We start from the raw sequence: 21,875 nt of genomic DNA, 5'->3' as shown, positions 1-21,875 counted from the left end.
GCCGCATTTTGCCTATGTGAACATGAAAGGCATTTGGCTGACGGAATGAGACGCGCAAAGATTGTGGCAACCTGGGGCCCGGCCCTGGCAAGTTATGAAAATACTGTAGCGGTACTGAAGGCGGGCGTGGACGTCGCCCGCTTGAACATGAGCCATGGAGACCACTCCATGCACGCGCAATCCCTTGCGAATGTGCGCAATGCGGCCGCAGAGGTAGGCCGTGCTGTCGGCATCTTCGCCGACCTGCAGGGTCCGAAGATCCGCCTCGGCCGCTTCAAGGACAACGCCAAGTACATCCTCGAGGCCGGTGAGGAATTCACCATCACCATCGAGGACATCGAAGGCACCCGGAACCTGTGCTCGACCACCTTCAAGGGACTTCCTACCGACGTGCAGCCAGGGGACTTCCTGCTGATCAACGACGGCAAGGTCAAGCTCAAGGCCATTGCGGTCGACGAGAAGACCGTGCGCTCCGAGGTCGTCGTGGGCGGCGAAGTGTCCAACAACAAGGGCATCAACCTGCCTGGCGTGGCCGTGAACGTGCCTGCGCTGAGCGAAAAGGATGAGGACGACCTGCGCTGGGCCATCCGTGCCGGCATCGACATGGTCGCCCTGTCCTTCGTGCGCAACGCCGAAGACATCCAGCGTGTCCACGAGATCATGGATGAAGAAGGCCGCCGTGTGCCGGTCATCGCCAAGATCGAGAAGCCGCAGGCCGTGGCGGCACTGGAAGAAATCGTCAACGCCTTCGACGCGATCATGGTCGCCCGAGGCGACTTGGGCGTCGAGTTGCCATTGGAAGAAGTTCCACTGGTGCAGAAGCGTGCGGTCGAGCTGGCTCGCCGCTGGGCGAAGCCGGTCATCGTCGCCACCCAGGTGCTTGAATCGATGATCGAATCGCCAACCCCGACCCGTGCCGAGGCTTCGGACTGCGCCAACGCGGTGCTCGACGGTGCTGACGCGGTCATGCTCTCGGGAGAGACCTCCGTAGGCGAGTACGCGGTGGAAACGGTGGAGACCATGTCGCGGATCATCTCTTCGACCGAAGAGCACGGACTGGATCGCATTCCACGCCTGGGCTCCAAGCCGAAGACCCGCGGCGGTGCGATCACCCGCGCCGCAGTGGAAATCGCCGATCAGCTCGATGCGAAGTACATCGTCGCCTTCACCCAGTCCGGTGACTCGGCACGGCGCCTCTCGCGTCTGCGCCCGAAGAAGCCGGTTCTGGCCTTCACCCCGCTGCAGCAGACCTACAACATCATGACCCTGATGTGGGGTGTGCAGGCACGCTTGGTGGCCTACGCCGATCACACTGACAAGATGACTGCCCAGGTGGACGAAGCTTTGCTCTCCGAGGGGCTGGCTGACCTCAACGACCTGGTCTGCATCGCAGCCGGTTCCCCTCCAGGGCAGGCCGGCTCGACCAACTCGCTGCGCGTGCACAAGATCGGCGACCTGGCAGATGCCGGCCAGCTGGTCGATGGCAAGCCGATGCCTGCACGCGAGAAGGTTGGTCCGTGGGATCCGGAGAACGTCTCGGCTCCGAAGAACCTGTAGTCGCCGCTACCCTCTAGCCCAAGCGTATCGATCCGTCCTGTCCCAGAAGCTGGGGCAGGGCGGATTCTGCTTGGGCCGGCAAATGCGGGTTGTGAACTCGAGCACAGGTCATCGGGCGGAGACGTGAAAAAGGCCGTCGAGCCGGAAGTATTTCCGGCCCAACAGCCTTGAAGCTGGTGCCCAAGGTGGGACTCGAACCCACACATCTTTCGATACCGCATTTTGAGTGCGGCGCGTCTACCGATTCCGCCACTTGGGCTGGCACTTTGACTACTTTACTAGAGGTTTTCCAGATTTCCTAATCAGGATCCTCGCGTCTTCGCCTGAACAAGAGTACATGCCAGTAGGCTTAGAAGTGAAACCGAGGCAACGTGGCTTCGCTGAACCTAAACCACCTAGATGCCGCCCGCGCAGCGGGCAGGAATTCTGACCATGGAGGAAGGCGCCAATGAGCGATCTACCTGAAATCACCCGCATCCCATCCGAGGTGCAAACCACTCCGCGTCGCGTGGTTGTTGCCGAGGACGAAACCCTGATCCGCTTGGACATCGTAGAAATCCTCCGCTCCGAGGGCTACGACGTCGTCGCCGAAGCCGACAACGGCCAGGCAGCTCTGGAAAAGGCGCGCGAGCTGAAGCCCGACCTGGTGCTCATGGACGTGAAGATGCCGGTCATGGACGGCATCACCGCCGCCGAAGCCATCGTCAAGGAACGCATCGCCCCGGTGGTCCTGCTGACCGCCTTCAGCCAGAGGGAGCTGGTCGAGCGCGCCCGCGAGGCCGGGGCCATGGCCTACGTGGTCAAGCCGTTCACCCCTGCCGACCTCACCCCGGCGATCGAAATCGCGATTTCCCGCAATGACGAACTGCGTGCGCTGGAAGAAGAAGTCAGCAACCTGGCCGAGCAGTTCGAAACCCGCAAGCTGGTGGACCGCGCCAAGTCGCTGCTCATCACCAAGATGGGCCTGACCGAGCCGGAAGCGTTCCGCTGGATCCAGAAAACCTCCATGGATCGCCGCTTGAGCATGCGCCAGGTCGCCGAGACGGTCGTCGACCAGGTCAAGTAGGCACCGCCAGCCACAAGAGTGTGCGCCAAACCATGTATGGTTTGGCGCACATTTTTTATGCCCTCGACCGGCTGGAACGGCGTTCGACTGGGCGTTCACCGTTCTGTAACCTTTTGTTCACCTTTTTTTCCGCTGAATGGGGTTGCAATCCTGGATTGACGTACTGCGTGGTAGGCCTAAGATGGAAATTGCGCCGAGAACGAAGACCCGCACGCCATTACCCTCCGCAGGACCCTTCTTCATGGCCCGTTCACTTTTCCTTGCCGTTCGACCCCTCAGGCTGGTATTCAATGGATTTGACGCTTATCGTCGTCCTGGTCATTGCCTTGGCGTTGTTTTTCGACTTCACCAATGGTTTCCATGACACGGCCAATGCGATGGCCACTCCAATCGCAACCGGAGCAATTTCCCCTAAGAAGGCTGTTGCCCTCGCCGCAATTCTGAACCTCGTCGGCGCTTTCCTCTCCACCGAGGTAGCGAAGACCATTTCAGGCGGCATCATCAACGAAGACCCGACCACGGGCGTAGCGATCGGCCCGGCGATGATCTTCGCGGGCCTGATGGGTGCCGTGATCTGGAACCTGTTCACCTGGCTGCTGGGCCTGCCATCGAGCTCCTCCCACGCACTGTTCGGCGGCCTCGTTGGCGCCGCGATCGTCGGTGCGGGGTTCGCATCGGTGAACTACAGCGTGCTGCTATCCAAAGTGCTGCTCCCGGCCATCTGCGCGCCACTGATCGCGGGCATCTCCGCGTACCTGTGCACCAAGCTGGCGTACGCCATCACCAAGCGTGAAAACGGCGCCTCGCCGAAACGTGGCGGTTTCCGCTACGGCCAGATCTTCTCCTCCTCGCTCGTTGCACTCTCGCACGGCACCAACGATGCGCAGAAGACCATGGGCATCATCACCCTGACCCTGGTGGCTTCGGGCCTGCAGGACTCCGACTCCGGAGTGCAGTTCTGGGTGGTCGCCACTTGCGCCTTCGCCATCGCACTGGGTACCTACACTGGCGGCTGGCGCATCATCGCCACCATGGGATCGGGCCTGACCGACGTGAAGCCTGCGCAGGGCTTCGCCGCCGAGATGTCCACCGCTTCTGCGATCCTGACCTCGTCGCACCTGGGCTTCGCGCTGTCGACCACCCAGGTAGCTTCCGGCTCCGTGATCGGTTCGGGCATGGGCCGCAAGGGCGGCGAAGTCCGCTGGGGTACTGCCGGCCGAATCGCCCTGGGCTGGCTGTTCACCCTGCCGGCTGCCGGCATCGTCGGCGGCATCGCCGCCGCCATCACCCACCTGGGCAACATCGGCATCGTGATCGTCGCTGTCGCTGGTACCGGTGCGATGCTGGCCATCTGGTTCATCTCGCGCAAGCAGCCGCATGACCACGAGTCGAACATCTCCGACATCGACAACTCCGGTGCAGCCGTGAACATCCTGTCCAAGAAGGAACGCCGCGCCAAGGCCAAGGCGGAAGCCAAGCAGGCCAAGGCCGCCGCCGCGCAGAAGGAAGCTGATAATTCATGATCGACTGGACAGCATTCCTCGTCGTTGCCGTCATCACGTGGGTTGCCGCGTTGGCGATTGTGGCCGCCTACTCCTTCGGAGTCCGCCTGCTTGCCGTTGCCAAGGATGGAGGCCGCAGCCAGGGCGTGAGCAAGGGTGGCGCCTACGCCTGCTTCGTGGTGTGCGGACTGATCGTCGCCTTGGGCGTCGTGCTGATCGTGCCGCAGCTGAGCGAGGCCATCCTGGGCATCTCCTCAGGCCACTAGAGCCGCGCTCGGCATCCGGCGGATCCGACACGAATCCGGGCTCCCCGGCCAACTTGATATCGCCTTCGATGGAGGCACCCCTAGACTGGAGCCATGACTAGCTTCAAGTACTACGTGGGTGCCTCCATCGATGGTTTTATCGCCGATCGCAACGGCAGCGTGCAATGGTTCACGCCCTATGCCTCGCAGCCGGGAGTGAAAAAGCATTTCGACGAGTTCTTCGAGACCGTCGGCGCCGTAGTGATTGGCGGCAAGACCTACGAGAACATCGTCCGCGACGCTTCAGAGGGATCTGTCCCGTGGGTGTTCGGCGACAAGCCGGTATGGGTCTTCACCCACCATGAACTGCCGACACTGCCCGGGGCGGATCTGACCTTCATCCGCGGCGAGGTGGGCTTCTGGAGCAGGGACATCGCGCAGAGCGCAGGGGCCGGCGACGTGTGGGTGGTAGGCGGGGCCGACCTGGCCGGTGCCTTCGTCGAGGCCGATGCGCTCGATGAGCTGCTGCTGGTCACCGTTCCGGAGGTGCTCGGCGGCGGGGCGAATCTGTTCGGCCGCGCGATCAGCACGCAGCTCTCCTCCCTGGAGGTTACCGACCTGGGTACAGATATTCTCCTTTCGCGCTACGCGATCGGCTAGGTGGCGCCCGGAGACCAGCCGGAGGCGCGGCTGCGCTCCAGAAGGGCAGGGCTTGCCCGGAGCGCCGCCTGCACGGATTGCTATTCGACGGGCAGCAGCATGTTGGTGATGCGGGCGGTCGCAACCCGCTGGCCCTGCTCATCGCTGATCACGATTTCATGGCAGGTGCTGCTGCGGCCCAGATGCACCGGGGTGCATACCCCGGTGACAACCCCGGACCGGCCGGCCTTGTGGTGGGTGATGTTCAAATCCACGCCGACCGGGTTGGCGCGGCCGGCGCCATGCAACGCGGCAGCCATCGAACCGAGGGTTTCGGCCAGCGCTGCGGACGCCCCGCCATGCAGGATCCCATAGACCTGGGTATTGCCCGCCACCGGCATCGTGGCGGCCACGCGCTGGGTTTCGAACTCGGTGAAGACGATGTCCAATTTCTCCACCAGTTCGCCCACGCCATTTTGCCGCAGATGTGGCCACATGGTTTCGGGGATGCCATGGCGCGATAGCTGCGCGGCAAACGGATGTGCCGAAGATTGCGTGGTTTGAGAAGTGAAATTGTCGCTCATGGCAACTAGGCTTTCAGATGTGAGCGAAACAACCAAACCGACTGCTTCGTCGGACAAGAGACTGCTGATCATCGACGGACACTCCATGGCATTCCGCGCGTTCTATGCGCTGCCTGCAGAGAACTTCGCAACAAGCACCGGCCAGCACACCAATGCAGTGCACGGGTTCGTGTCGATGCTGCTGACGATGATCCGCCAGCAAAAGCCCAGCCACGTTGCGGTGGCCTTCGACTTGGACACCCCGACCTTCCGCTCGCTGGAGTACACCGAGTACAAGGGTGGACGCAATAAGACCCCCGAAGAATTCTACGGGCAGATCGACTTGATCAAAGAGGTCATGAAGGCGATGAACATCCCTTCGATCACCTTGGAAAGCTTCGAGGCCGACGACATCCTGGCCACGCTGGCCACCCAGGGCGAAGAAGCCGGGTTCAACGTGCTGGTGGTTTCCGGGGACCGTGACGCCTTCCAGCTGATCACCGACAAGACCCTGGTGCTGTATCCGAAAAAGGGCATCAGTGATATCCCGCCGATGGATGCCGCCGCGGTGGAAGCCAAGTACTTCGTGCGCCCTGAGCGCTACTCGGATTTGGCCGCGCTGGTGGGCGAAACCGCCGACAACCTGCCCGGCGTGCCGGGCGTGGGTCCGAAGACCGCCGCGAAATGGATCAACCTCTACGGGGATCTGGCCGGGATCCTGGAGAACATCGAGAACATCAAGGGCAAGGTCGGCGACGCCTTGCGCGAGCACGTGGACAACGTGACCCGCAACCGCCGGTTGAACCAGCTCAAGCACGACCTGGAACTGCCGGTCACGCTCGATGAGATGGAACTCGAAGCCCCGAACCGCGAGGAGATCGAGAACCTGTTCGATGCGCTGGAATTCAACACCCTGCGCAAGCGCCTGTTCGACCTGTTCGCGGCCCAGGAAGAGGAAGCGGCACCGGAAGTTGCCGAATTCTCCCGGGTGCTCGACGCCGATGCCGCTGCGCTGCGGGGATTCATCGAGGCCGGGAGGGGTGCGGCCATCGCGATCCAGCCCGCCGTGGCTGGCGGCGAAGCCGTGGGCCTGGCCCTGTTCCGCGGCGCCGAAGCCCTCTGGCTGGAACTGGCACACCTCGATCAGGACACCGAGGCCGTGCTGGCGCAGTTCCTCGCCGATGAGAACGCCCCGAAGCTCTTCCACGACGCCAAGGCCGCCATGCACCTGCTCATCGAGCGCGGGCTGGAGATCGCCGGCATCAGGGACGACACCCTGATCAGCGCCTACCTGATCCAGCCCGATCGCCGCAGCCACGACCTGGTCGACGTGGTGCAGTACCACCTGAAGTACGCGGTGCCGGTGCACCAGGCTAAGAAGGGCGAACTGAATCTGGGGCTGGCCTCCGAGCTGGCCGAACCGGCCCTGGCCCAGGCGCAGGCCATCCACGACCTCTCCGCCTACCTGGCTTCCAAGCTGGCGGAGAAGCACGCGGACAAGCTGGCCGCCGAGATGGAGCTGCCGCTGATTCCGGTGCTCTTCGAGATGGAACGCGCCGGCGTCGCGGTGGACGTGGACAGGCTCAACGAGCTGCGCGCCCACTTCACCGAACAGGTGGACCAGGCGACCAATGACGCGTTTGCCGCGATCGGCCACGAGGTCAACCTCTCCAGCCCGAAGCAGCTGCAGGTGGTCTTGTTCGAGGAACTGGATTTGCCGCGCACCAAGAAAATCAAGACCGGTTTCACCACGGATGCCGAGTCGCTGCAGGATCTGCTGGTCAAGACCGGGCACCCGTTCCTGGTTGCGCTGATGGCCTACCGCGATGCGATCAAGCTGCGCCAGACCGTCGACGGCTTGCTCAAGGCCACCCACGACGATGGCCGGATCCACACCACCTATGCGCAGACCGTGGCCGCGACCGGGCGCCTGTCCAGCCTGAACCCGAACCTGCAGAACATTCCCGTGCGTTCGGAAGAAGGCCGGCGCATCCGCGACGTATTCATGGTCGGCGGGGGCTACCAGAGCCTGCTGACCGTGGACTACTCGCAGATCGAAATGCGCATCATGGCCCACCTCTCCGAGGACGCCGGGCTGATCGAGGCCTACCAGAACGGCGAAGACCTGCACCGCTACGTCGGTTCGCGCGTGTTCAACGTCGAGCCGGAAGACGTCACCAGCGAGATGCGCTCCAAGGTGAAGGCGATGAGCTACGGCCTGGCCTACGGGCTGAGCAGCTTCGGGCTCTCCAAGCAGCTGAAGATCGGCGTGGACGAGGCCCGCAAGCTCATGAAGGACTACTTCGACCGCTTTGGCGCCGTGCGCACCTACCTGCGCTCGGTGGTCGACCAGGCCCGCAAGGACGGCTACACCGAAACCATCTTCGGCCGCCGGCGCTACCTGCCGGAGCTGAACAGCTCCGATCGACGGCTGCGCGATATTGCCGAACGTGCTGCGCTGAACGCCCCGATCCAGGGATCGGCCGCCGACCTGGTCAAGGTGGCCATGCTGCGCATCGCCGAAGGCCTGGAAGACGGCGGGTACAAGTCCCGGATGCTATTGCAGGTGCATGACGAACTCATCCTGGAGATCGCCGAGGGCGAGCTGGAACCGGTGCAGGAGCTGGTGACCCGCGAAATGGGACAGGCAGCAGACCTGCTGGTGCCGCTGGATGTCCAGCCGGGCATCGGCCGGACCTGGCACGACGCCGCGCACTAGCGCGCTGCAACCAGCAGGGCAGGGGCACCGCGTCGTGCTCCTGCTCTTTGGCATGACCCAAAGGCTTGATGAAAGAGGCGGACGTGGAACAGTACTCGCGGCGTTGGGCGCTGAAAACCGGCAGCCTGGGGCTCGGCGTGTTGGCCGCCGGGCTGATCTCCGGTTGCAGCGCAGTTGCCCCCGAACAGCGGTCCACGGCGCCGGCAGCCTCGGCAACCCCACCGCCTTCTGCCACGGCTTCGTCCCAGCCAGCGTCCGCCTTTTCTGCGGCATACCCGAGCCGGAGCCAGGTGATCGAAAAGTTCAAGGAGGTTCCGGCCGGGCAGTTCGGGCTGGATATCCCGGGCATCGAGCTGGGCTTGCCTAAGGGCAGCGAGTACGCGGCGTTGACCTTCGATGCCTGCGGGGGACCAAACGGCTCCGGCGCGGACGAAACCCTGCTGGATGCCTTGCGCGAAGTGCAGGTGCCGGCAACCCTGTTCGTGAACCAGCGCTGGGCTCGAGCCAATGCGCGGCTGCTGGCCGAACTGGCCAAAGATCAGCTGTTCGAGATCGCCAACCACGGTACCAGCCATGCCCCGCTGGCCACAGGGGGCCAGAGCGCCTACGGCATCATGGGTACTGGATCGATCGCCCAGGCCTACGACGAGGTGATGGGCAACCAGCTGTATCTGGCCGAGCAGTTCGGCATCACCGCGAAATTCTTCCGCTCCGGCACCGCCCACATGGACGAAGCCGGCGCGGCGCTGTGCCGCGAACTGGGCGTGCGGCCGATGAACTTCACGGTCAACCTGGACGCCGGGGCGAGCTTCGACGCGACGACCGTCGCCGCGCAGGTTAGCCAGCTGCGCGCCGGGGATGTCGGCATCGGGCACTTCAACCAGCCAGCTTCGGGCACGGCGAAGGGCCTGGCACTTGGGCTGGTCCAGGCGCTCGATTCAGGCCTGCGATTCGCCAAGCTCTCCGATGCCTGGTGAGGCCTTCCCCATGCAACAGGCCAGCAGGGGCATAGACTGTGACCAGCCGACTTCCACGCCAAGGAGCACGATGAGACCAGAGCCGCAGCCGCAGCTGGAAACCCGGACCTTCCAGGCCGATGCGCGAAGCGGGGAACTCGACGAAGCGATCAAGCTGTTCCATCGGGCCACCGGGATCGGCTTCTACGAGCAGCTGCCGGACGAGCCCAACTGGAAGAACTACCTGGACCTGACCTACGCGCAGAAAATGCGCTTCTGCCTCGTGTTCGACCCGCACGCCGAACCGCACTCGCGCCATGCAACCGAACCGGTGCACACCTACGGGGCATTTCCCGGGCTGCTCAATGCCGGAGGCGGCGAACCGGTACCGGCGCACAAGATCACTTCGGTCACCGTGGCCCCGAGCTATCGGCGGCGCGGCGTGCTGGGCAGGCAGATTACTGCCGATCTGGCCTATGCCCAGCAGGAAGGATTCCCGCTGTCCGCGTTGACCGCATCGGAAGCGACGATCTATGGGCGGTACGGTTTCGAACCGGCCACCTTCCAATGCCGTTTCACGCTCAAATGCGCCGGCGGGTTGAAGCTGCGAGTCCAGCTGCCGGGCAAGGTGGTGGACGCCGATCCTGCCCGCCTCGAAGCTGACTACTCCGCGCTGGCCGTCCGCGCGTTCGAGCGGACCTTCGGCTCCGTGGACAGCACCGAGTACGACAATGGCTACGCCCTGGGTCGCTGGGACAACTGGGAGACCTTGGACAAGCCGAAGAACCTGCGCTTTGCCGCCTACTACGACGATGCCGGCCAGCTCGGCGGGTTCGCCACCTACAAGTTCGGCGGCTGGGACGAACCGAGGGCGAAGCTCGTGGTGAACAAGCTGGTCGCCACCAGCGATGCCGCCCGGATCAAGCTCTTCGAATATCTGGGCAACCATGATCTGGTGGAGGAAGTGCATGGCCAAGGTCCGGTGGCCGATCCGATGCGCCAGGTGCTGGATAACGTGCGGGACTACCATGTGCGTTCCATCGACGATTCGCTATGGCTGCGCGTGCTGGATGTTGCTGCCGCTTTCCAGGTTCGCAGTTACCAGCATGATGCCCGGTTGCTGTTGCGCGTGAACGACCGGATGGATTTGATTTCCGGGACCTACCTCTTCGACGTGGCCGATGCCCGCGCCACGGTGACCCGAGTCGACGAAGGACAGTCCGATCCCGACCTGCCGCTGGTCGCGCTGTCTGAAAGGGAGGTGGCTGGCCTTTATCTCGGGACAGTGCAGCTTGATCAATTGCTGGATTCCGGCCGTGCAGAACTGGTCGGCGGGGCAGGCGCAGGGAACTGGCGGCGCGCGTTCAGCGTGGCGCGCGAGGGATTCACACCACACGGTTTCTAGCGGGATGGGGGCGAAAACCGGATATTATGACGAAGTTCACAAAATGCTGGCGTGGATGTTAGCGGGTTACGCTTTGACCCGCGGTGTGGTAGGCGCGTAGACTTGAACAGCGTGCCATGGCTTTGCCGTGTCCGCAATCAAGTTTTACCCCCTTCGAAATTCCGGGACTTCCGGGGTTTCGACTGATCAAATCTATCCACATCGGAGTCCCTACTACATGACCATCACCTCGAACGAGAACAACAGCGCACCAGTCGTCGCAATCAACGACATTGGATCTGCTGAGGACTTCTTGGCCGCAGTCGACGCCACCATCAAGTACTTCAACGATGGTGACCTCGTCGAAGGCACCGTCGTCAAGGTTGACCACGACGAAGTTCTGCTCGACATCGGTTACAAGACCGAAGGTGTCATCCCTTCCCGCGAGCTTTCCATCAAGCACGACGTCGACCCAGGTGAAGTTGTCACCGTTGGCGACAGCGTCGAAGCCTTGGTCCTGACCAAGGAAGACAAGGAAGGCCGCCTGATCCTGTCCAAGAAGCGTGCACAGTACGAGCGCGCTTGGGGCGACATCGAAAAGATCAAGGAAGAGGACGGTGTCGTTACCGGTACCGTCATCGAGGTTGTCAAGGGTGGCCTCATCCTGGACATCGGCCTGCGTGGCTTCCTGCCAGCATCGCTCGTCGAGATGCGCCGTGTGCGCGACCTGGCTCCATACATCGGCCAGGAAATCGAAGCCAAGATCATCGAGCTGGACAAGAACCGCAACAACGTTGTGCTCTCCCGCCGTGCATGGCTCGAGCAGACCCAGTCCGAGGTCCGCTCGACCTTCCTCAACAAGCTGGAAAAGGGCCAGGTTCGTCCGGGCGTTGTTTCCTCCATCGTCAACTTCGGTGCCTTCGTGGACCTGGGCGGCGTAGACGGCCTGGTACACGTTTCCGAGCTGTCCTGGAAGCACATCGACCACCCATCCGAGGTTGTCGAGGTTGGCCAGGAAGTCACCGTCGAGGTTCTGGAAGTCGATCTGGACCGCGAACGCGTTTCCCTGTCGCTGAAGGCTACCCAGGAAGATCCATGGCAGACCTTCGCCCGCACCCACGCACTGGGTCAGGTTGTACCGGGCAAGGTTACCAAGCTGGTTCCATTCGGTGCGTTCGTACGCGTCGAAGACGGCATCGAAGGCCTGGTTCACATCTCCGAGCTGGCAGTTCGCCACGTTGAACTGGCCGAGCAGGTTGTCTCCGTGGGTGACGAGCTGTTCGTCAAGGTCATCGACATCGACCTGGAGCGCCGCCGCATCTCGCTGTCGCTCAAGCAGGCTAACGAAGGTGTTGACCCAGAGGGCACCGAGTTCGACCCAGCACTCTACGGCATGGCTGCAGAGTACGACGAGGCCGGCAACTACAAGTACCCAGAGGGCTTCGACCCAGAGTCGAACGAATGGCTCGAGGGCTTCGACGCTCAGCGCGCTGCATGGGAAGCACAGTACGCTGCTGCCCAGGAGCGTTGGGAAGCACACAAGAAGCAGGTTGCTGCCGCAATCGCCGCCGATGCAGAAGCAGAGCCTGCTGCTGCCGGTGGTTCCGAGCCAGCTCCAGCTTCGTACTCCTCGGAGGCACCAGCCACCGATGCAGGCACCTTGGCTTCGGACGAAGCACTGGCTGCACTGCGCGAGAAGCTGACCGGCAACTAATTCCGGCTTCTGCCACGTGCGAAAATCGTGATTAGCTTTAGCTGATCTACGAAGGTCCAACCCTTGCAGGGTTGGACCTTCGTTCGTTAACCCGTGAATATGTCCGGTTTATCGCTGCGGCCAGTCTTCTTCGTAATTATTTATGCTGACGGTGGCCGGCCAGAAATAGCTCCCGAGGAGCACTGAAATTAATACCTGCTGACGCTAGACTAAAAGTGTACCGATCAAGTAGATTCGCAAACGACAGGTATAAGCACATGGCAACGGCAAGGAATTCGCAGGCAGGCTACGCGGCAGGTACCGTTGCCGGGCGTCAGATCCCGATGCGCCAGGTCAGCCACGAAGAATGGGCGTCCGTTCCACGCACCATTCCCAATTTCTGGGTGGCGGCAGCCACCTGGCTTCCACTGGTTACTTTAGTGATCCTCGTCCGTCAAGATCTTCTGCATTCGCCGTACCTCGACCAGAGTTTCTGGCATATCGCGTCCTTTTCGATGATCGCTACCGTCCTCGCCATGATCTTCGGCGGCGGCCGGCAAGCACCGTGGATGGGATTGGGTGTAGCAGCAGGAGTTTATTTGCTGCTGGCCCCTGCCGGGGATCTGCAACGGATGCTGATGCTGTCGATGGCCTATTTCCTTCTGCTCTCCCTGACCGTAGGCATCCTCGATGCCCGGCTCAGACGCCAGCTGAAATCCTGGAAACGTGAAGCAACAGGCGGCATCGAACTGGCCGCGGGTCAGGAACGCGATTTCGGAATCACCAAGCAAATGTCGCCCACGGTCTGGAAACTGGCGTTGGGCGCCCTGGCTTATCCGATTCTCCGGCTGGGCTGGGAACTGATCAGCACAGAAGTGCATTCGTTGCATGATTTGGATGAAGGATACCGGCTTGACGTGTTGGCCGCGGTGATTCTGTTGGGCATCAGCTTGCTGATCAGCGTATTGCGCTGGATGCACCTGCAAGCAATGGGCCTTTTCGCACTCGAAGTGCCAGCGGATCACCGGATCGGCCCAACCTCTTTACGCGCCTGCGGAAACGCGATCCTCATCGACACGGATGAAACCGCGAACTGCCTGTGCCGGAACGACGACAAGAACGGATCCAAGAAGGAATTCGAAGATCCGCGATTCATTTTCTGTTCCGAGGTTTGCCCCGAGCACGGGGTGCATGCGGTCAATCAGCTCTCCCACGAGGAGTTCCTGGGCATTGCGGCCCAGCCCTGGGTCTACGGGGAGAACCTGAATGGGAAACTGCTTGAAGGAACCGGCCAGCGTTTGGTCATCGCGGGATTAAGCGGATGGGGCTCGCGCCCGATTGCCGTGCGGGCATCCTGGCTCTATGGGGGAGGGAAACAGGCCAGCGCCTACTACTCTCCGGAATCCGCACGCGAACCGCTGAACCGCAGCAAACGACGCCTGGCGGTTAAGACGCCGAATGGCGACTCAGTTCTTGGCGATGACTTCGACAATAACAAGCGGGCCGAGATCGACCGGATCGACCTGCATCCCATAGGTATCAACGCCCATGCAGTGCGCGTGCACGGTGGGCGCCCATTCTTGATCTAACCTGGTATGGATGCCGTAGGACCGCGAGCTAGGCGGCCGCTGCCATGTGGTAGTTGTTGCGTACCGGTTGCTGGGCAGGATCGATGAAGCTGGGCAGGATGACCTTGGGCACCCCGCCATCGGGAATGACCTTGATCAGTCCGGCATGCACGTCATGATGATGCGTGTCGCAGAGCATCGCGCTCCAATAGACCGCGGTGACACCGCCCTCGGACCAGAACCAGATGTGGTGGATGTTGCAGCGCTCGGGATCCATGGTGCACCCGGGCACAATGCAGCCGCGATCGCGCACGGCGATACCCAGCCGCATGTATCCCGGATGCTTGCGTTGGCTGCGGCCGATATCCAGCAGCTCGCCCTTGCCGCCGAGCACCATCGGGATGATGCGTGCCCTGGCGAGGGTCTGGCGCAGGTCGGTAGCGTTGAGCTTGAATCCATGCTGGGTGATGCCGTGGGTTCGTGCCCGGCCTTCCAGCTCATCCAAGGTCAGCATTACCACGATCTTCGGCGTGATGGCGGGGACCTTGACGGAGCCGTCAGCAAGATCTTCGGTGCCCTGTCCGGATTCTCCGTTCTGCACTGCGTGGAGCAGCTCCTGCAAGCGTTTCGAATTGATCTCCAGCAAATTCATCAGGCCGTTGAGACGGCGTGCCGCGGGAGAAAGTGGCTCAGGGCCAGGTTCTTCGCTGGCCGCGGCTTCTTCATCGGTGACGAAGTCCGGATGGGTTCCACTGCCTTGCTGGTAGAAAGTGCCGTCTCCAGTGTCTTGCCCTGGATCGTCTTGCAGCGGATCGGTGAAAGCTTCGCGCGCGGCCTGGCCCGGTGCAGAGCGTGGATTGTCGATTTGCGAGATGCCCGACTCGAAGAGCTCCGCACGGGTGGGGCGCAGGGCGAGATCGTAATGGACCAGCCCGTCGCGTTCACCTCGCCGGAACACCCCTTCCAGCGCTTCGGGCCGCTTCTTGCCGAGTCGTTCCTTCTGGGCCTTGAGGAAGTTGCCGACCAAGCGGCGGCGGGTGCCCGGATCAGGCTCATCCAAGTGCCCATCGACGACGGATTCAAGCAGCTCGCCGTCTTTGCTGAGCGCCGAGGCAGTGGCCGGTGCGGCGAATTCGTCCAGCGTGGGTTCCAGCGCGGCCAGGCGCCGGGCCGCGCTGAGCACTTCGGCTGGCGGCTGGTGCGGGTCATTGAAGCGCTCGGCCAGCAGCGGGAACTGTGCAGGGTACCTCTGGTGCTGGTAGTCGTATTGCGCGTAGACGTGGTGGGCGGCTTGGACGCGGCGTTTCGCTTCGAAATGCTCGGTACGCAGCCAGGAGGCCAACAGCGTCGCGGGCCCGGAGGAGCCGGGCCGCGCTCCGGTGCGCGTGGCGGGAATGCTGAAATCGCTCCGGTTCTCGCGGGCCGCGGCCAGCTCTTCCGGGGTGAGGGTGTGGGCGGCGGTGTCCTCGATGAGGTGGACCGCGTAGATCTGCAGGCGCTGTCCCTGGTGGGTCGTTGCCTCGGCGGCGGTGGCCAAGGCCAGGGCATAGCGCGGGTCGTGCAGGTAGTGCGGCACGGAGCCGGCGGACGGAACATCGGAGGGCTGGGTGGACGAAGTGTCCGGGAGCAGGGTCTGCTGCAGGCGGGGGAGGAACGCGGCCAAGGCCAGTGCGTCGTCGACGTTGAGGGCCGGCGTGTCCTCGATTGCTTGTGCCAGCCCGGCGAGGGCTTGGCTGATTGTTCCGCTCATGGACCCAGCATGCGGCTGGTCGCGCGCGGCGTGCCGGGGCGGGACGCGGGCTGTGGAAAAGCTAGTGCGCGCGGGTGGATGCGGTGACGGTGAAGGTCTTGTCGCGGGCCAGCTGCCTGGTGGGGCCGACCCGGCGCACCAGTTCGCTGCGGTAGCGCAGGTGGGAGTTGAACACGCACAGCAGGGTGCCGCCGGGGGTGAGCACGCGGGCGGCATCGTCGATCAGCTTGAACGCGATGTCGGCGGTGACGGTGTTGCCGATGTGGAAGGGCGGATTCAGCGTGATGAGTGTGGCGCTGGCGTCGGGCAGGCGGCTCAGGGCATCATCCTGCACGGCGGTGATGCGGCCGGCCAGCTGGTTGCGCTGCGCGGCGGCCAGCGTGGAGGCGACGGCGGAAGCCGAATGGTCCGAGGCGTCCACGCGCAGCTGCGGATTGCGCAGTGCGGCGAAGATGCCGATCGAGCCGTTGCCGCAGGCCAAATCGACGAGCCTGCTGTGTTCGGACAGGTCCGGCAGGTTTTCCAACAGCAGCCGGGTACCCGGGTCCAGCCGCGCGTTCCCGAAGGTCCCGGCACCGGCATGCAGAGTGAAGCTGGTGCCGCGTACCTGGTGGGTGGCGGTGGCCGGAAAGCTGCTGGAGGGCTGCTCGGCGCGCGGGCTGCTGGCGGTGAGCACCCGGGACTTCTGCCTGGCCAGCGAGACGTCGACGCGCTCGAAACGCGCCGCGAGCACCTCGTTCATGGAACGGCTCATGTGCTTGATCCGGCCGCCGGCGAACAGCCGTGCACCGGGGGCGGCCACGGCGGCCACCGCGGCGGCCTGTTCGCCAAGCACGTCCAATCCGCGGGGCAGGGCCAGCAGGACGACGCTGGCCTGCGCGGCGATCTGCTGAAGCGGGAAGAAGTCGAGGCGTTCGGCCGCTTCGGGCATCAGCCGGGCCAGGTTGGCCTCGATGGCGCGGCGGGCGGTGAGCGAATCGGTGTGCACGCGCACGCTCGTGCTGCCCAGCGCCAGTGAGCCCAGTGCCAGCGCGCCGTAGTGGTCGCCGATCACCGCGATGGATGCCGGCCAGGAGCCGGTTCCGGACGCGGCGGCGCAGGTGTCAAGGATGAGCCGGTCCGAGGCGTCGGCTGCGAAGAGGTTCGGCGCTTCGACATCGGGCCAGCGGCGCAGCGCGGGAAGCAGGGCCTGCAGCGCGCTGGCGCCCTCGTCGGCGTCGTGGGAATCAGCGGCGGTGTTCAAATCAGGTCAACCCATTGCGTGTTGGCGGCGGCCAGTTCCCCGGCGCCGGAGGTGAGCGTGGCGATATGGGTGCGCAGCTGGTCGGAGGCTTCCGAGGTGTCCGGGATTCCGACCTGCACGATCGCGGCATCGGCCTGCCAGATGGTCGGCTCGATTTGGTAGCCGGCGGCGCGCAGATCGTTCTCGTAGCGGGCCGCGTCGGCGTGGGTGGCGGCGAAGGTGTGGATCCGCATGCGCTGGCGCAGGTGCAGCTGCGCCTGGTCCAGCGCGGAGGACACCGCCTCGGAGTAGGCGCGGACCAGCCCGCCGGCGCCGAGCTTGATCCCGCCGAAGTAGCGGACCACCACGGCCAGCACATCCGAAAGCGCGCTGCCGTCGGGGATTTCGCGCTTGGCCAGGGCATCGAGCATCGGGATCCCGGCGGTGCCCGAGGGCTCGCCGTCGTCGTTGGAGCGCTGGGTCATGCGATCGGGGCCCAGGATGAACGCGCTGCAGTGGTGGCGGGCATTGAAGTGGATCTTGCGCAGGGCGGCAATATGCTCGCGGGCGGCCGCCTCGGTCTCGACCCGGTAGAGGTAGGTGATGAAGCGCGAACGCTTGATTTCCAGCTCGTGCACGCAATCGCTGGTCAAAGTCGTGTACCGGGTCGCGGCCGAGTCGTTGGTGTTCATCCCCCTTAGTTTATAGGGTGGGAACATGATGCATGTGGGACTGACCGGGGGAGTGGCCTCCGGAAAATCGGCGGTCGCGGCCAAACTGGCCTCACTGGGAGCCGTCGTCATCGACGCCGACGCGTTGGCACGGCAGGTCGTGGAACCCGGCACGTCCGGGCTGGCTGCGATCAAGGACACCTTCGGCGAGGGGATTTTGCTGCCCGACGGGTCGCTGGACCGGCCCGCCCTGGGCGCGATCGTGTTCTCCGATGCGGCGCAGCGGGCCAAGCTCAACGAGATCGTGCACCCGCTGGTGCGCGAACAGGCAGCGGCCCTGCGCGAGGCCGCGGCACCCGGTGCGCTGGTGGTGGAGGACATCCCGCTACTGGTCGAGTCCGGGCAGACGGACCGCTTCGACGCCGTGATCGTCGTCCAGGCTCCGCATGATGAACGCATCCGCCGCATGGTCCAGGATCGCGGCTGGAGCCGCGAGGACGCCGAAGCGCGGATGGCCGCTCAGGCCACGGACGAGCAGCGGGCGGCCGTGGCCGACTACCTGCTGGATAATTCCGGCAGCCTGGAAGAACTCGAAGCCCAAGTCGCCTCCCTCTACCGCCAATTGGCCCCAGCACAGGAGTAGCAATGTACAAGATCTGCAAGTGGACCACCCTGCTCGCCTTTGCCGCCGCACTGGTGCTGTGGCTGGGATTCGGCGGCCGCGAGGAATTCGTCGCCAGCGAATCCGGGCCGTATTCGCCGGTGGTCTACATTTCCGGCTGGCTGGGCCTGATCGGCCTGGCCGCCGCGACCGTCATGACCGTCGGCTTCTTCGGCAGCAGCATCCAGCGCACCGTCAAGCGCAATGCGATCCGTTACGGGATGCGCAAGTAGCACCCGGGCATTAAGCTGAAAGCTGGCTCGGGCGAGCGGCCATCGGCCGGTGCAAGTGGATATGCTGGAAGCATGAGTCTTGCACAGCCGATCAAGCGCGTGGTCGCCCCCTTCGAAGTCATCAGCGAGTACGAGCCTGCCGGCGATCAGCCGCAGGCCATCAAGGAGCTGACCGAGCGGATCAACGCCGGCGAGAAGGACATCGTGCTGCTCGGCGCCACCGGCACCGGCAAGTCCGCGACCACCGCCTGGCTGGTCGAGCAGGTGCAGCGCCCCACCCTGGTGCTGGTGCAGAACAAGACCCTGGCCGCCCAGTTGGCCAACGAATTCCGCGAGCTGCTGCCGAACAATGCGGTGGAGTACTTCGTCTCCTACTACGACTACTACCAGCCCGAGGCCTACGTCCCGCAAACCGATACCTTCATCGAGAAGGACTCCTCGATCAATGAGGAGGTCGAACGGCTGCGCCACTCGGCCACCAACTCGCTGCTCACCCGCCGCGACACGATCGTCGTCGCCACCGTCTCCTGCATCTATGGCCTGGGCACCCCCGAGGAATACGTGGCCGGAATGGTCACCGTGCGCCAGGGCGAGGAACTGGACCGCGACGCGATGCTGCGCCAGTTCGTCGCCATGCAGTACACCCGCAACGACATGGACTTCCACCGCGGCACCTTCCGGGTGCGCGGCGACACCGTGGAGATCATCCCGATGTACGAGGAGCAGGCGGTGCGCATCGAGTTCTTCGGCGACGAGGTTGAGGCCATCTACACGCTGCACCCAGTCACCGGCGAGGTGATCCGCGAGGAAACCGAGATGTACATCTTCCCGGCCAGCCACTATGTGGCCGGCGCCGAGCGGATGGGCAAGGCCATCAAGTCCATCGAGGACGAGCTGGCGGTGCGGCTGAAGGAGCTGGAGTCGCAGAACAAGCTGGTCGAGGCCCAGCGGCTGCGCATGCGCACCACCTATGACCTGGAAATGATGGAGCAGATGGGATTCTGCAACGGCATCGAGAACTACTCGCGGCATATTGACGGCCGAGAGGCAGGTTCCGCACCGCACTGCCTGCTGGACTACTTCCCGGATGACTTCCTGCTGGTCATCGACGAGTCGCATGTGACCGTGCCGCAGATCGGCGCCATGTACGAGGGCGACATGTCGCGCAAGCGCACCCTAGTGGAGCACGGCTTCCGCCTGCCCTCGGCGATGGACAACCGGCCGCTGAAGTGGGACGAGTTCCTTGAGCGCATCGGGCAGACGGTGTACCTCTCGGCCACCCCGGGCAAGTACGAGCTGGGCAAGTCCGACGGCTTCGTCGAGCAGATCATCCGCCCGACCGGCCTGGTCGACCCGGAGATCATCGTCAAGCCGACCAAGGGGCAGATCGACGACCTGCTCGACGAGATCCGCACCCGCGTGGACCGCGACGAGCGCGTGCTGGTCACCACGCTGACCAAGCGCATGGCCGAGGATCTGACCGACTACCTGACCGAGCACCAGGTGCGGGTGCAGTACCTGCACTCGGATGTGGACACCATCCGCCGCGTGGAGCTGCTGCGCGAGCTGCGCATGGGCTCCTTCGACGTGCTGGTCGGCATCAACCTGCTGCGCGAGGGCCTGGACTTGCCCGAGGTCTCGCTCGTGGCGATCCTGGATGCGGACAAGCAGGGCTTTCTGCGCTCGGCGACATCGCTGATCCAGACCATCGGCCGTGCCGCCCGCAACATCTCCGGCCAGGTGATCATGTATGCGGACAAGATCACCGAGGCGATGGACCAGGCGATCGAGGAGACCAATCGCCGCAGGGCCATCCAGGAAGCGCACAACAAGGAGCACGGGATCGATCCGATGCCGCTGCGCAAGAAGATCGCCGACATCACCGACCAGCTGGCGCGCGAGGATGCCGACACCCAGGAGCTGCTGAACAACAACCGCTTGGCGAAGAATGCCAAGCGCAGCAAGGCCTCCCCGGCGGTGCGCAAGGACGGCCTGGCCGCGGCTCCGGCCGAGGACCTGTTGGGCCAGATCGAGGAAATGACCGAGCAGATGCATGCGGCGGCCGCCGAATTGCAGTTCGAGCTCGCTGCCCGCATTCGCGACGAAGTGTCCGAGCTGAAGAAGGAATTGCGCCAGATGCAGGCCGCCGGCCACGCGTAAGAAGTGTGCTGTTCGGCGCAGTATGGCACTTCCACTGACCCTGTGCGGTTCCTGTGCGCTACACTTGATCACTGGACGTAGGGGAGTATCCCAATGCTGTGAACGTCAACACGCGGACCAGTGGTGTTCCGCCGGGCGCAGCAGCCGACCAGCACCACGGGTGCCACGAGATTTCGGGCACCGTGCAGGCGGCGGAGAGACTTGCGGCGATTTTGACATACCCTCCAACGAAAGGTCGCTCGTCCGTGGGCACTTCTGGAATTAGCCTTCAATTCGAGATCATCGCACTGGTAGTCCTGTGCGTGGTCTTGGCCGCTGACTTACTGTACGTAACGAAGCGTCCGCACATTCCTTCCATGAAGGAAGCTGGCATCTTCGTCAGCTTCTACATCGCATTGGCCATCGCCTTCGGCGGCTTGATCTGGTGGCAGGCCGGCCCGCAGCTCGGCCAGGAATTCTACGCCGGCTGGATCACCGAATACGCGTTGTCGGTGGATAACCTGTTCGTCTTCATCATCATCATGGCCCGCTTCTCGGTACCGCGGAAGTACCAGCAGGAAGTGCTGATGTTCGGCATCATCATCGCGCTGATCCTGCGCGCGATCTTCATCGTGCTCGGTGCCGCAATCATCGAGCAGTGGTCCTGGGTCTTCTACATCTTCGGCGCCTTCCTGCTGTGGACCGCATGGAACCAGCTCAAGGACGAGGACGAGGACGAGGAAAGCGGCCTGGTCAGCAAGCTGACCAGCAAGCTGCCGATCTCCAAGGACTTCGATGGCGCCAAGCTGCGCACCGTGGTCGACGGCAAGAAGCTGTTCACCCCGATGGTGCTGGTCTTCGTGACCATCGGCATGACCGACCTGCTGTTCGCCTTCGACTCGATTCCGGCGATCTTCGGCCTGACCAAGTCCGCGTTCATCGTCTTCACCGCGAACATCTTCGCGCTGATGGGCCTGCGCCAGCTGTACTTCCTGCTCGGCGGGCTGATGAACCGCCTGGTCTTCCTGAAGCACGCACTGAGCTTCATCCTGGCCTTCATCGGCGTGAAGCTGGTCTTCCACGCCCTGCACGAGAACCAGGTGCCGTTCATCAACGGCGGCGAACCGCTTCACTATGCGTGGCTGGACATCTCCGTAGGCCTCTCGCTGCTGGTGATCCTCGGCGCGATCGTCATCGCCACCGTGCTCTCGCTGTGGAGCCCGTGGGGCAAGCGTGCCGCTGCTAACGCCGAAGCCGCCGCGATGGCAGACGCCGCGGAGTACGCGAAGCAAGACTAACGCCGGGTA

18 protein-coding genes and 1 tRNA gene are annotated in these 21,875 nt (G+C 63.6%); 14 read left to right on the top strand and 5 right to left on the bottom strand.

Annotated features, from left to right (window positions below; all coding sequences use genetic code 11):
• Positions 1-45 precede the first annotated feature (45 nt).
• The gene (pyk, locus tag JOE62_RS10900; RefSeq protein WP_121866967.1) at positions 46-1,557 is read left to right on the top strand and encodes a pyruvate kinase; all 1,512 of its coding nucleotides are present in this window, start codon (positions 46-48) and stop codon (positions 1,555-1,557) included.
• Positions 1,558-1,731: 174 nt separating this feature from the next.
• Here pyk and JOE62_RS10895 read toward each other — a convergent pair.
• Positions 1,732-1,816: transfer RNA gene (locus JOE62_RS10895), tRNA-Leu, on the bottom strand.
• Between the two features lie 189 nt (positions 1,817-2,005).
• Here JOE62_RS10895 and JOE62_RS10890 point away from each other — a divergent pair.
• The 4 genes from JOE62_RS10890 (at position 2,006) to JOE62_RS10875 (ending at position 5,030) form a co-directional block, all read left to right on the top strand.
• Entirely contained in the window at positions 2,006-2,623 is a 618-nt protein-coding gene (locus tag JOE62_RS10890; protein WP_204722368.1) for an ANTAR domain-containing response regulator, read from the top strand.
• A 290-nt stretch (positions 2,624-2,913) separates the two neighbouring features.
• On the top strand, positions 2,914-4,146 hold the full coding sequence (locus JOE62_RS10885) for an inorganic phosphate transporter (RefSeq protein WP_038991795.1): 1,233 nt from the start codon (positions 2,914-2,916) through the stop codon (positions 4,144-4,146).
• A complete protein-coding gene (locus JOE62_RS10880; RefSeq protein WP_204722367.1) occupies positions 4,143-4,391 on the top strand; it encodes a hypothetical protein in 249 nt (82 codons plus the stop codon). Before JOE62_RS10885 ends, JOE62_RS10880 begins: the two co-directional genes overlap by 4 nt.
• Positions 4,392-4,484: 93 nt before the next feature.
• The gene (locus tag JOE62_RS10875) at positions 4,485-5,030 is read left to right on the top strand and encodes a dihydrofolate reductase family protein (RefSeq protein ID WP_204722366.1); all 546 of its coding nucleotides are present in this window, start codon (positions 4,485-4,487) and stop codon (positions 5,028-5,030) included.
• A gap of 80 nt (positions 5,031-5,110) precedes the next feature.
• Here the strand turns inward: JOE62_RS10875 and JOE62_RS10870 are convergent, their stop codons facing one another.
• Positions 5,111-5,593, bottom strand: a complete 483-nt coding sequence (locus JOE62_RS10870) for a hotdog fold thioesterase (protein WP_204722365.1) — start codon at positions 5,591-5,593, stop codon at positions 5,111-5,113.
• Between the two features lie 85 nt (positions 5,594-5,678).
• On the opposite strand from JOE62_RS10870, the gene polA reads away from it, so the two are divergent.
• The 5 genes from polA to JOE62_RS10845 all read left to right on the top strand — a co-directional run bounded on the left by polA (position 5,679) and on the right by JOE62_RS10845 (position 13,913).
• A complete protein-coding gene (gene polA, locus JOE62_RS10865) occupies positions 5,679-8,291 on the top strand; it encodes a DNA polymerase I (protein ID WP_239543764.1) in 2,613 nt (870 codons plus the stop codon).
• A gap of 68 nt (positions 8,292-8,359) precedes the next feature.
• The gene (locus tag JOE62_RS10860) at positions 8,360-9,268 is read left to right on the top strand and encodes a polysaccharide deacetylase family protein (RefSeq protein ID WP_239543338.1); all 909 of its coding nucleotides are present in this window, start codon (positions 8,360-8,362) and stop codon (positions 9,266-9,268) included.
• 70 nt (positions 9,269-9,338) lie between these two features.
• Positions 9,339-10,652 carry a GNAT family N-acetyltransferase gene (locus JOE62_RS10855; protein WP_204722363.1) on the top strand — a complete coding sequence of 438 codons (1,314 nt, stop codon included), beginning with the start codon at positions 9,339-9,341 and terminating at the stop codon, positions 10,650-10,652.
• A 217-nt stretch (positions 10,653-10,869) separates the two neighbouring features.
• Entirely contained in the window at positions 10,870-12,345 is a 1,476-nt protein-coding gene (gene rpsA / locus JOE62_RS10850) for a 30S ribosomal protein S1 (protein ID WP_038990737.1), read from the top strand.
• A gap of 257 nt (positions 12,346-12,602) precedes the next feature.
• Positions 12,603-13,913, top strand: coding sequence for a hypothetical protein (locus JOE62_RS10845; RefSeq protein WP_204722362.1), 1,311 nt, complete (start codon positions 12,603-12,605; stop codon positions 13,911-13,913).
• A 28-nt stretch (positions 13,914-13,941) separates the two neighbouring features.
• Here the strand turns inward: JOE62_RS10845 and JOE62_RS10840 are convergent, their stop codons facing one another.
• The 3 genes from JOE62_RS10840 to JOE62_RS10830 all read right to left on the bottom strand — a co-directional run bounded on the left by JOE62_RS10840 (position 13,942) and on the right by JOE62_RS10830 (position 17,556).
• Positions 13,942-15,642 (bottom strand): HNH endonuclease signature motif containing protein, encoded by a 1,701-nt coding sequence (locus JOE62_RS10840; protein WP_204722361.1) that lies wholly within the window; start codon positions 15,640-15,642, stop codon positions 13,942-13,944.
• A 61-nt stretch (positions 15,643-15,703) separates the two neighbouring features.
• Complete coding sequence (locus tag JOE62_RS10835; RefSeq protein WP_239543336.1) at positions 15,704-16,885, bottom strand: class I SAM-dependent methyltransferase; 1,182 nt, start codon at positions 16,883-16,885, stop codon at positions 15,704-15,706.
• Positions 16,882-17,556, bottom strand: a complete 675-nt coding sequence (locus JOE62_RS10830) for an IMPACT family protein (RefSeq protein ID WP_204722360.1) — start codon at positions 17,554-17,556, stop codon at positions 16,882-16,884. The genes JOE62_RS10835 and JOE62_RS10830 overlap by 4 nt, the downstream gene beginning before the upstream one ends.
• Positions 17,557-17,581: 25 nt before the next feature.
• Between JOE62_RS10830 and coaE the strand changes: the two genes are divergently transcribed.
• The 4 genes from coaE (at position 17,582) to JOE62_RS10810 (ending at position 21,866) form a co-directional block, all read left to right on the top strand.
• Positions 17,582-18,178: a dephospho-CoA kinase gene (gene coaE / locus JOE62_RS10825; protein WP_204722359.1), complete on the top strand. Its 597-nt coding sequence runs from the start codon at positions 17,582-17,584 to the stop codon at positions 18,176-18,178.
• A gap of 2 nt (positions 18,179-18,180) precedes the next feature.
• The gene (locus JOE62_RS10820) at positions 18,181-18,429 is read left to right on the top strand and encodes a hypothetical protein (protein WP_066138801.1); all 249 of its coding nucleotides are present in this window, start codon (positions 18,181-18,183) and stop codon (positions 18,427-18,429) included.
• A gap of 72 nt (positions 18,430-18,501) precedes the next feature.
• Positions 18,502-20,589, top strand: a complete 2,088-nt coding sequence (gene uvrB, locus JOE62_RS10815) for an excinuclease ABC subunit UvrB (RefSeq protein WP_204722358.1) — start codon at positions 18,502-18,504, stop codon at positions 20,587-20,589.
• 245 nt (positions 20,590-20,834) lie between these two features.
• Positions 20,835-21,866: a TerC/Alx family metal homeostasis membrane protein gene (locus JOE62_RS10810; RefSeq protein ID WP_338085780.1), complete on the top strand. Its 1,032-nt coding sequence runs from the start codon at positions 20,835-20,837 to the stop codon at positions 21,864-21,866.
• The last annotated feature ends 9 nt before the right edge of the window (positions 21,867-21,875 follow it).

The organism is Glutamicibacter nicotianae (assembly GCF_016907615.1).
In the GTDB taxonomy this organism is placed as follows: domain Bacteria; phylum Actinomycetota; class Actinomycetes; order Actinomycetales; family Micrococcaceae; genus Glutamicibacter; species Glutamicibacter nicotianae.
The sequence above is the reverse complement of the archived record's forward strand: the minus strand, read 5'-3'. Positions and strand labels throughout refer to the sequence as shown.

Excerpts from the sequence above, each read along its gene's own strand:
- JOE62_RS10820 (WP_066138801.1), top strand. The coding sequence starts at position 18,181 with ATGTACAAGATCTGCAAGTGGACCACCCTGCTCGCCTTTGCCGCCGCA.
- coaE (WP_204722359.1), top strand. The coding sequence starts at position 17,582 with ATGATGCATGTGGGACTGACCGGGGGAGTGGCCTCCGGAAAATCGGCG.
- JOE62_RS10830 (WP_204722360.1), bottom strand. The coding sequence starts at position 17,556 with ATGAACACCAACGACTCGGCCGCGACCCGGTACACGACTTTGACCAGC.
- JOE62_RS10845 (WP_204722362.1), top strand. The coding sequence starts at position 12,603 with ATGGCAACGGCAAGGAATTCGCAGGCAGGCTACGCGGCAGGTACCGTT.
- rpsA (WP_038990737.1), top strand. The coding sequence starts at position 10,870 with ATGACCATCACCTCGAACGAGAACAACAGCGCACCAGTCGTCGCAATC.
- JOE62_RS10870 (WP_204722365.1), bottom strand. The coding sequence starts at position 5,593 with ATGAGCGACAATTTCACTTCTCAAACCACGCAATCTTCGGCACATCCG.
- JOE62_RS10875 (WP_204722366.1), top strand. The coding sequence starts at position 4,485 with ATGACTAGCTTCAAGTACTACGTGGGTGCCTCCATCGATGGTTTTATC.
- uvrB (WP_204722358.1), top strand. The coding sequence starts at position 18,502 with ATGAGTCTTGCACAGCCGATCAAGCGCGTGGTCGCCCCCTTCGAAGTC.
- pyk (WP_121866967.1), top strand. The coding sequence starts at position 46 with ATGAGACGCGCAAAGATTGTGGCAACCTGGGGCCCGGCCCTGGCAAGT.
- JOE62_RS10840 (WP_204722361.1), bottom strand. The coding sequence starts at position 15,642 with ATGAGCGGAACAATCAGCCAAGCCCTCGCCGGGCTGGCACAAGCAATC.
- JOE62_RS10855 (WP_204722363.1), top strand. The coding sequence starts at position 9,339 with ATGAGACCAGAGCCGCAGCCGCAGCTGGAAACCCGGACCTTCCAGGCC.
- JOE62_RS10890 (WP_204722368.1), top strand. The coding sequence starts at position 2,006 with ATGAGCGATCTACCTGAAATCACCCGCATCCCATCCGAGGTGCAAACC.
- JOE62_RS10885 (WP_038991795.1), top strand. The coding sequence starts at position 2,914 with ATGGATTTGACGCTTATCGTCGTCCTGGTCATTGCCTTGGCGTTGTTT.
- JOE62_RS10860 (WP_239543338.1), top strand. The coding sequence starts at position 8,360 with ATGAAAGAGGCGGACGTGGAACAGTACTCGCGGCGTTGGGCGCTGAAA.
- JOE62_RS10880 (WP_204722367.1), top strand. The coding sequence starts at position 4,143 with ATGATCGACTGGACAGCATTCCTCGTCGTTGCCGTCATCACGTGGGTT.
- polA (WP_239543764.1), top strand. The coding sequence starts at position 5,679 with ATGGCATTCCGCGCGTTCTATGCGCTGCCTGCAGAGAACTTCGCAACA.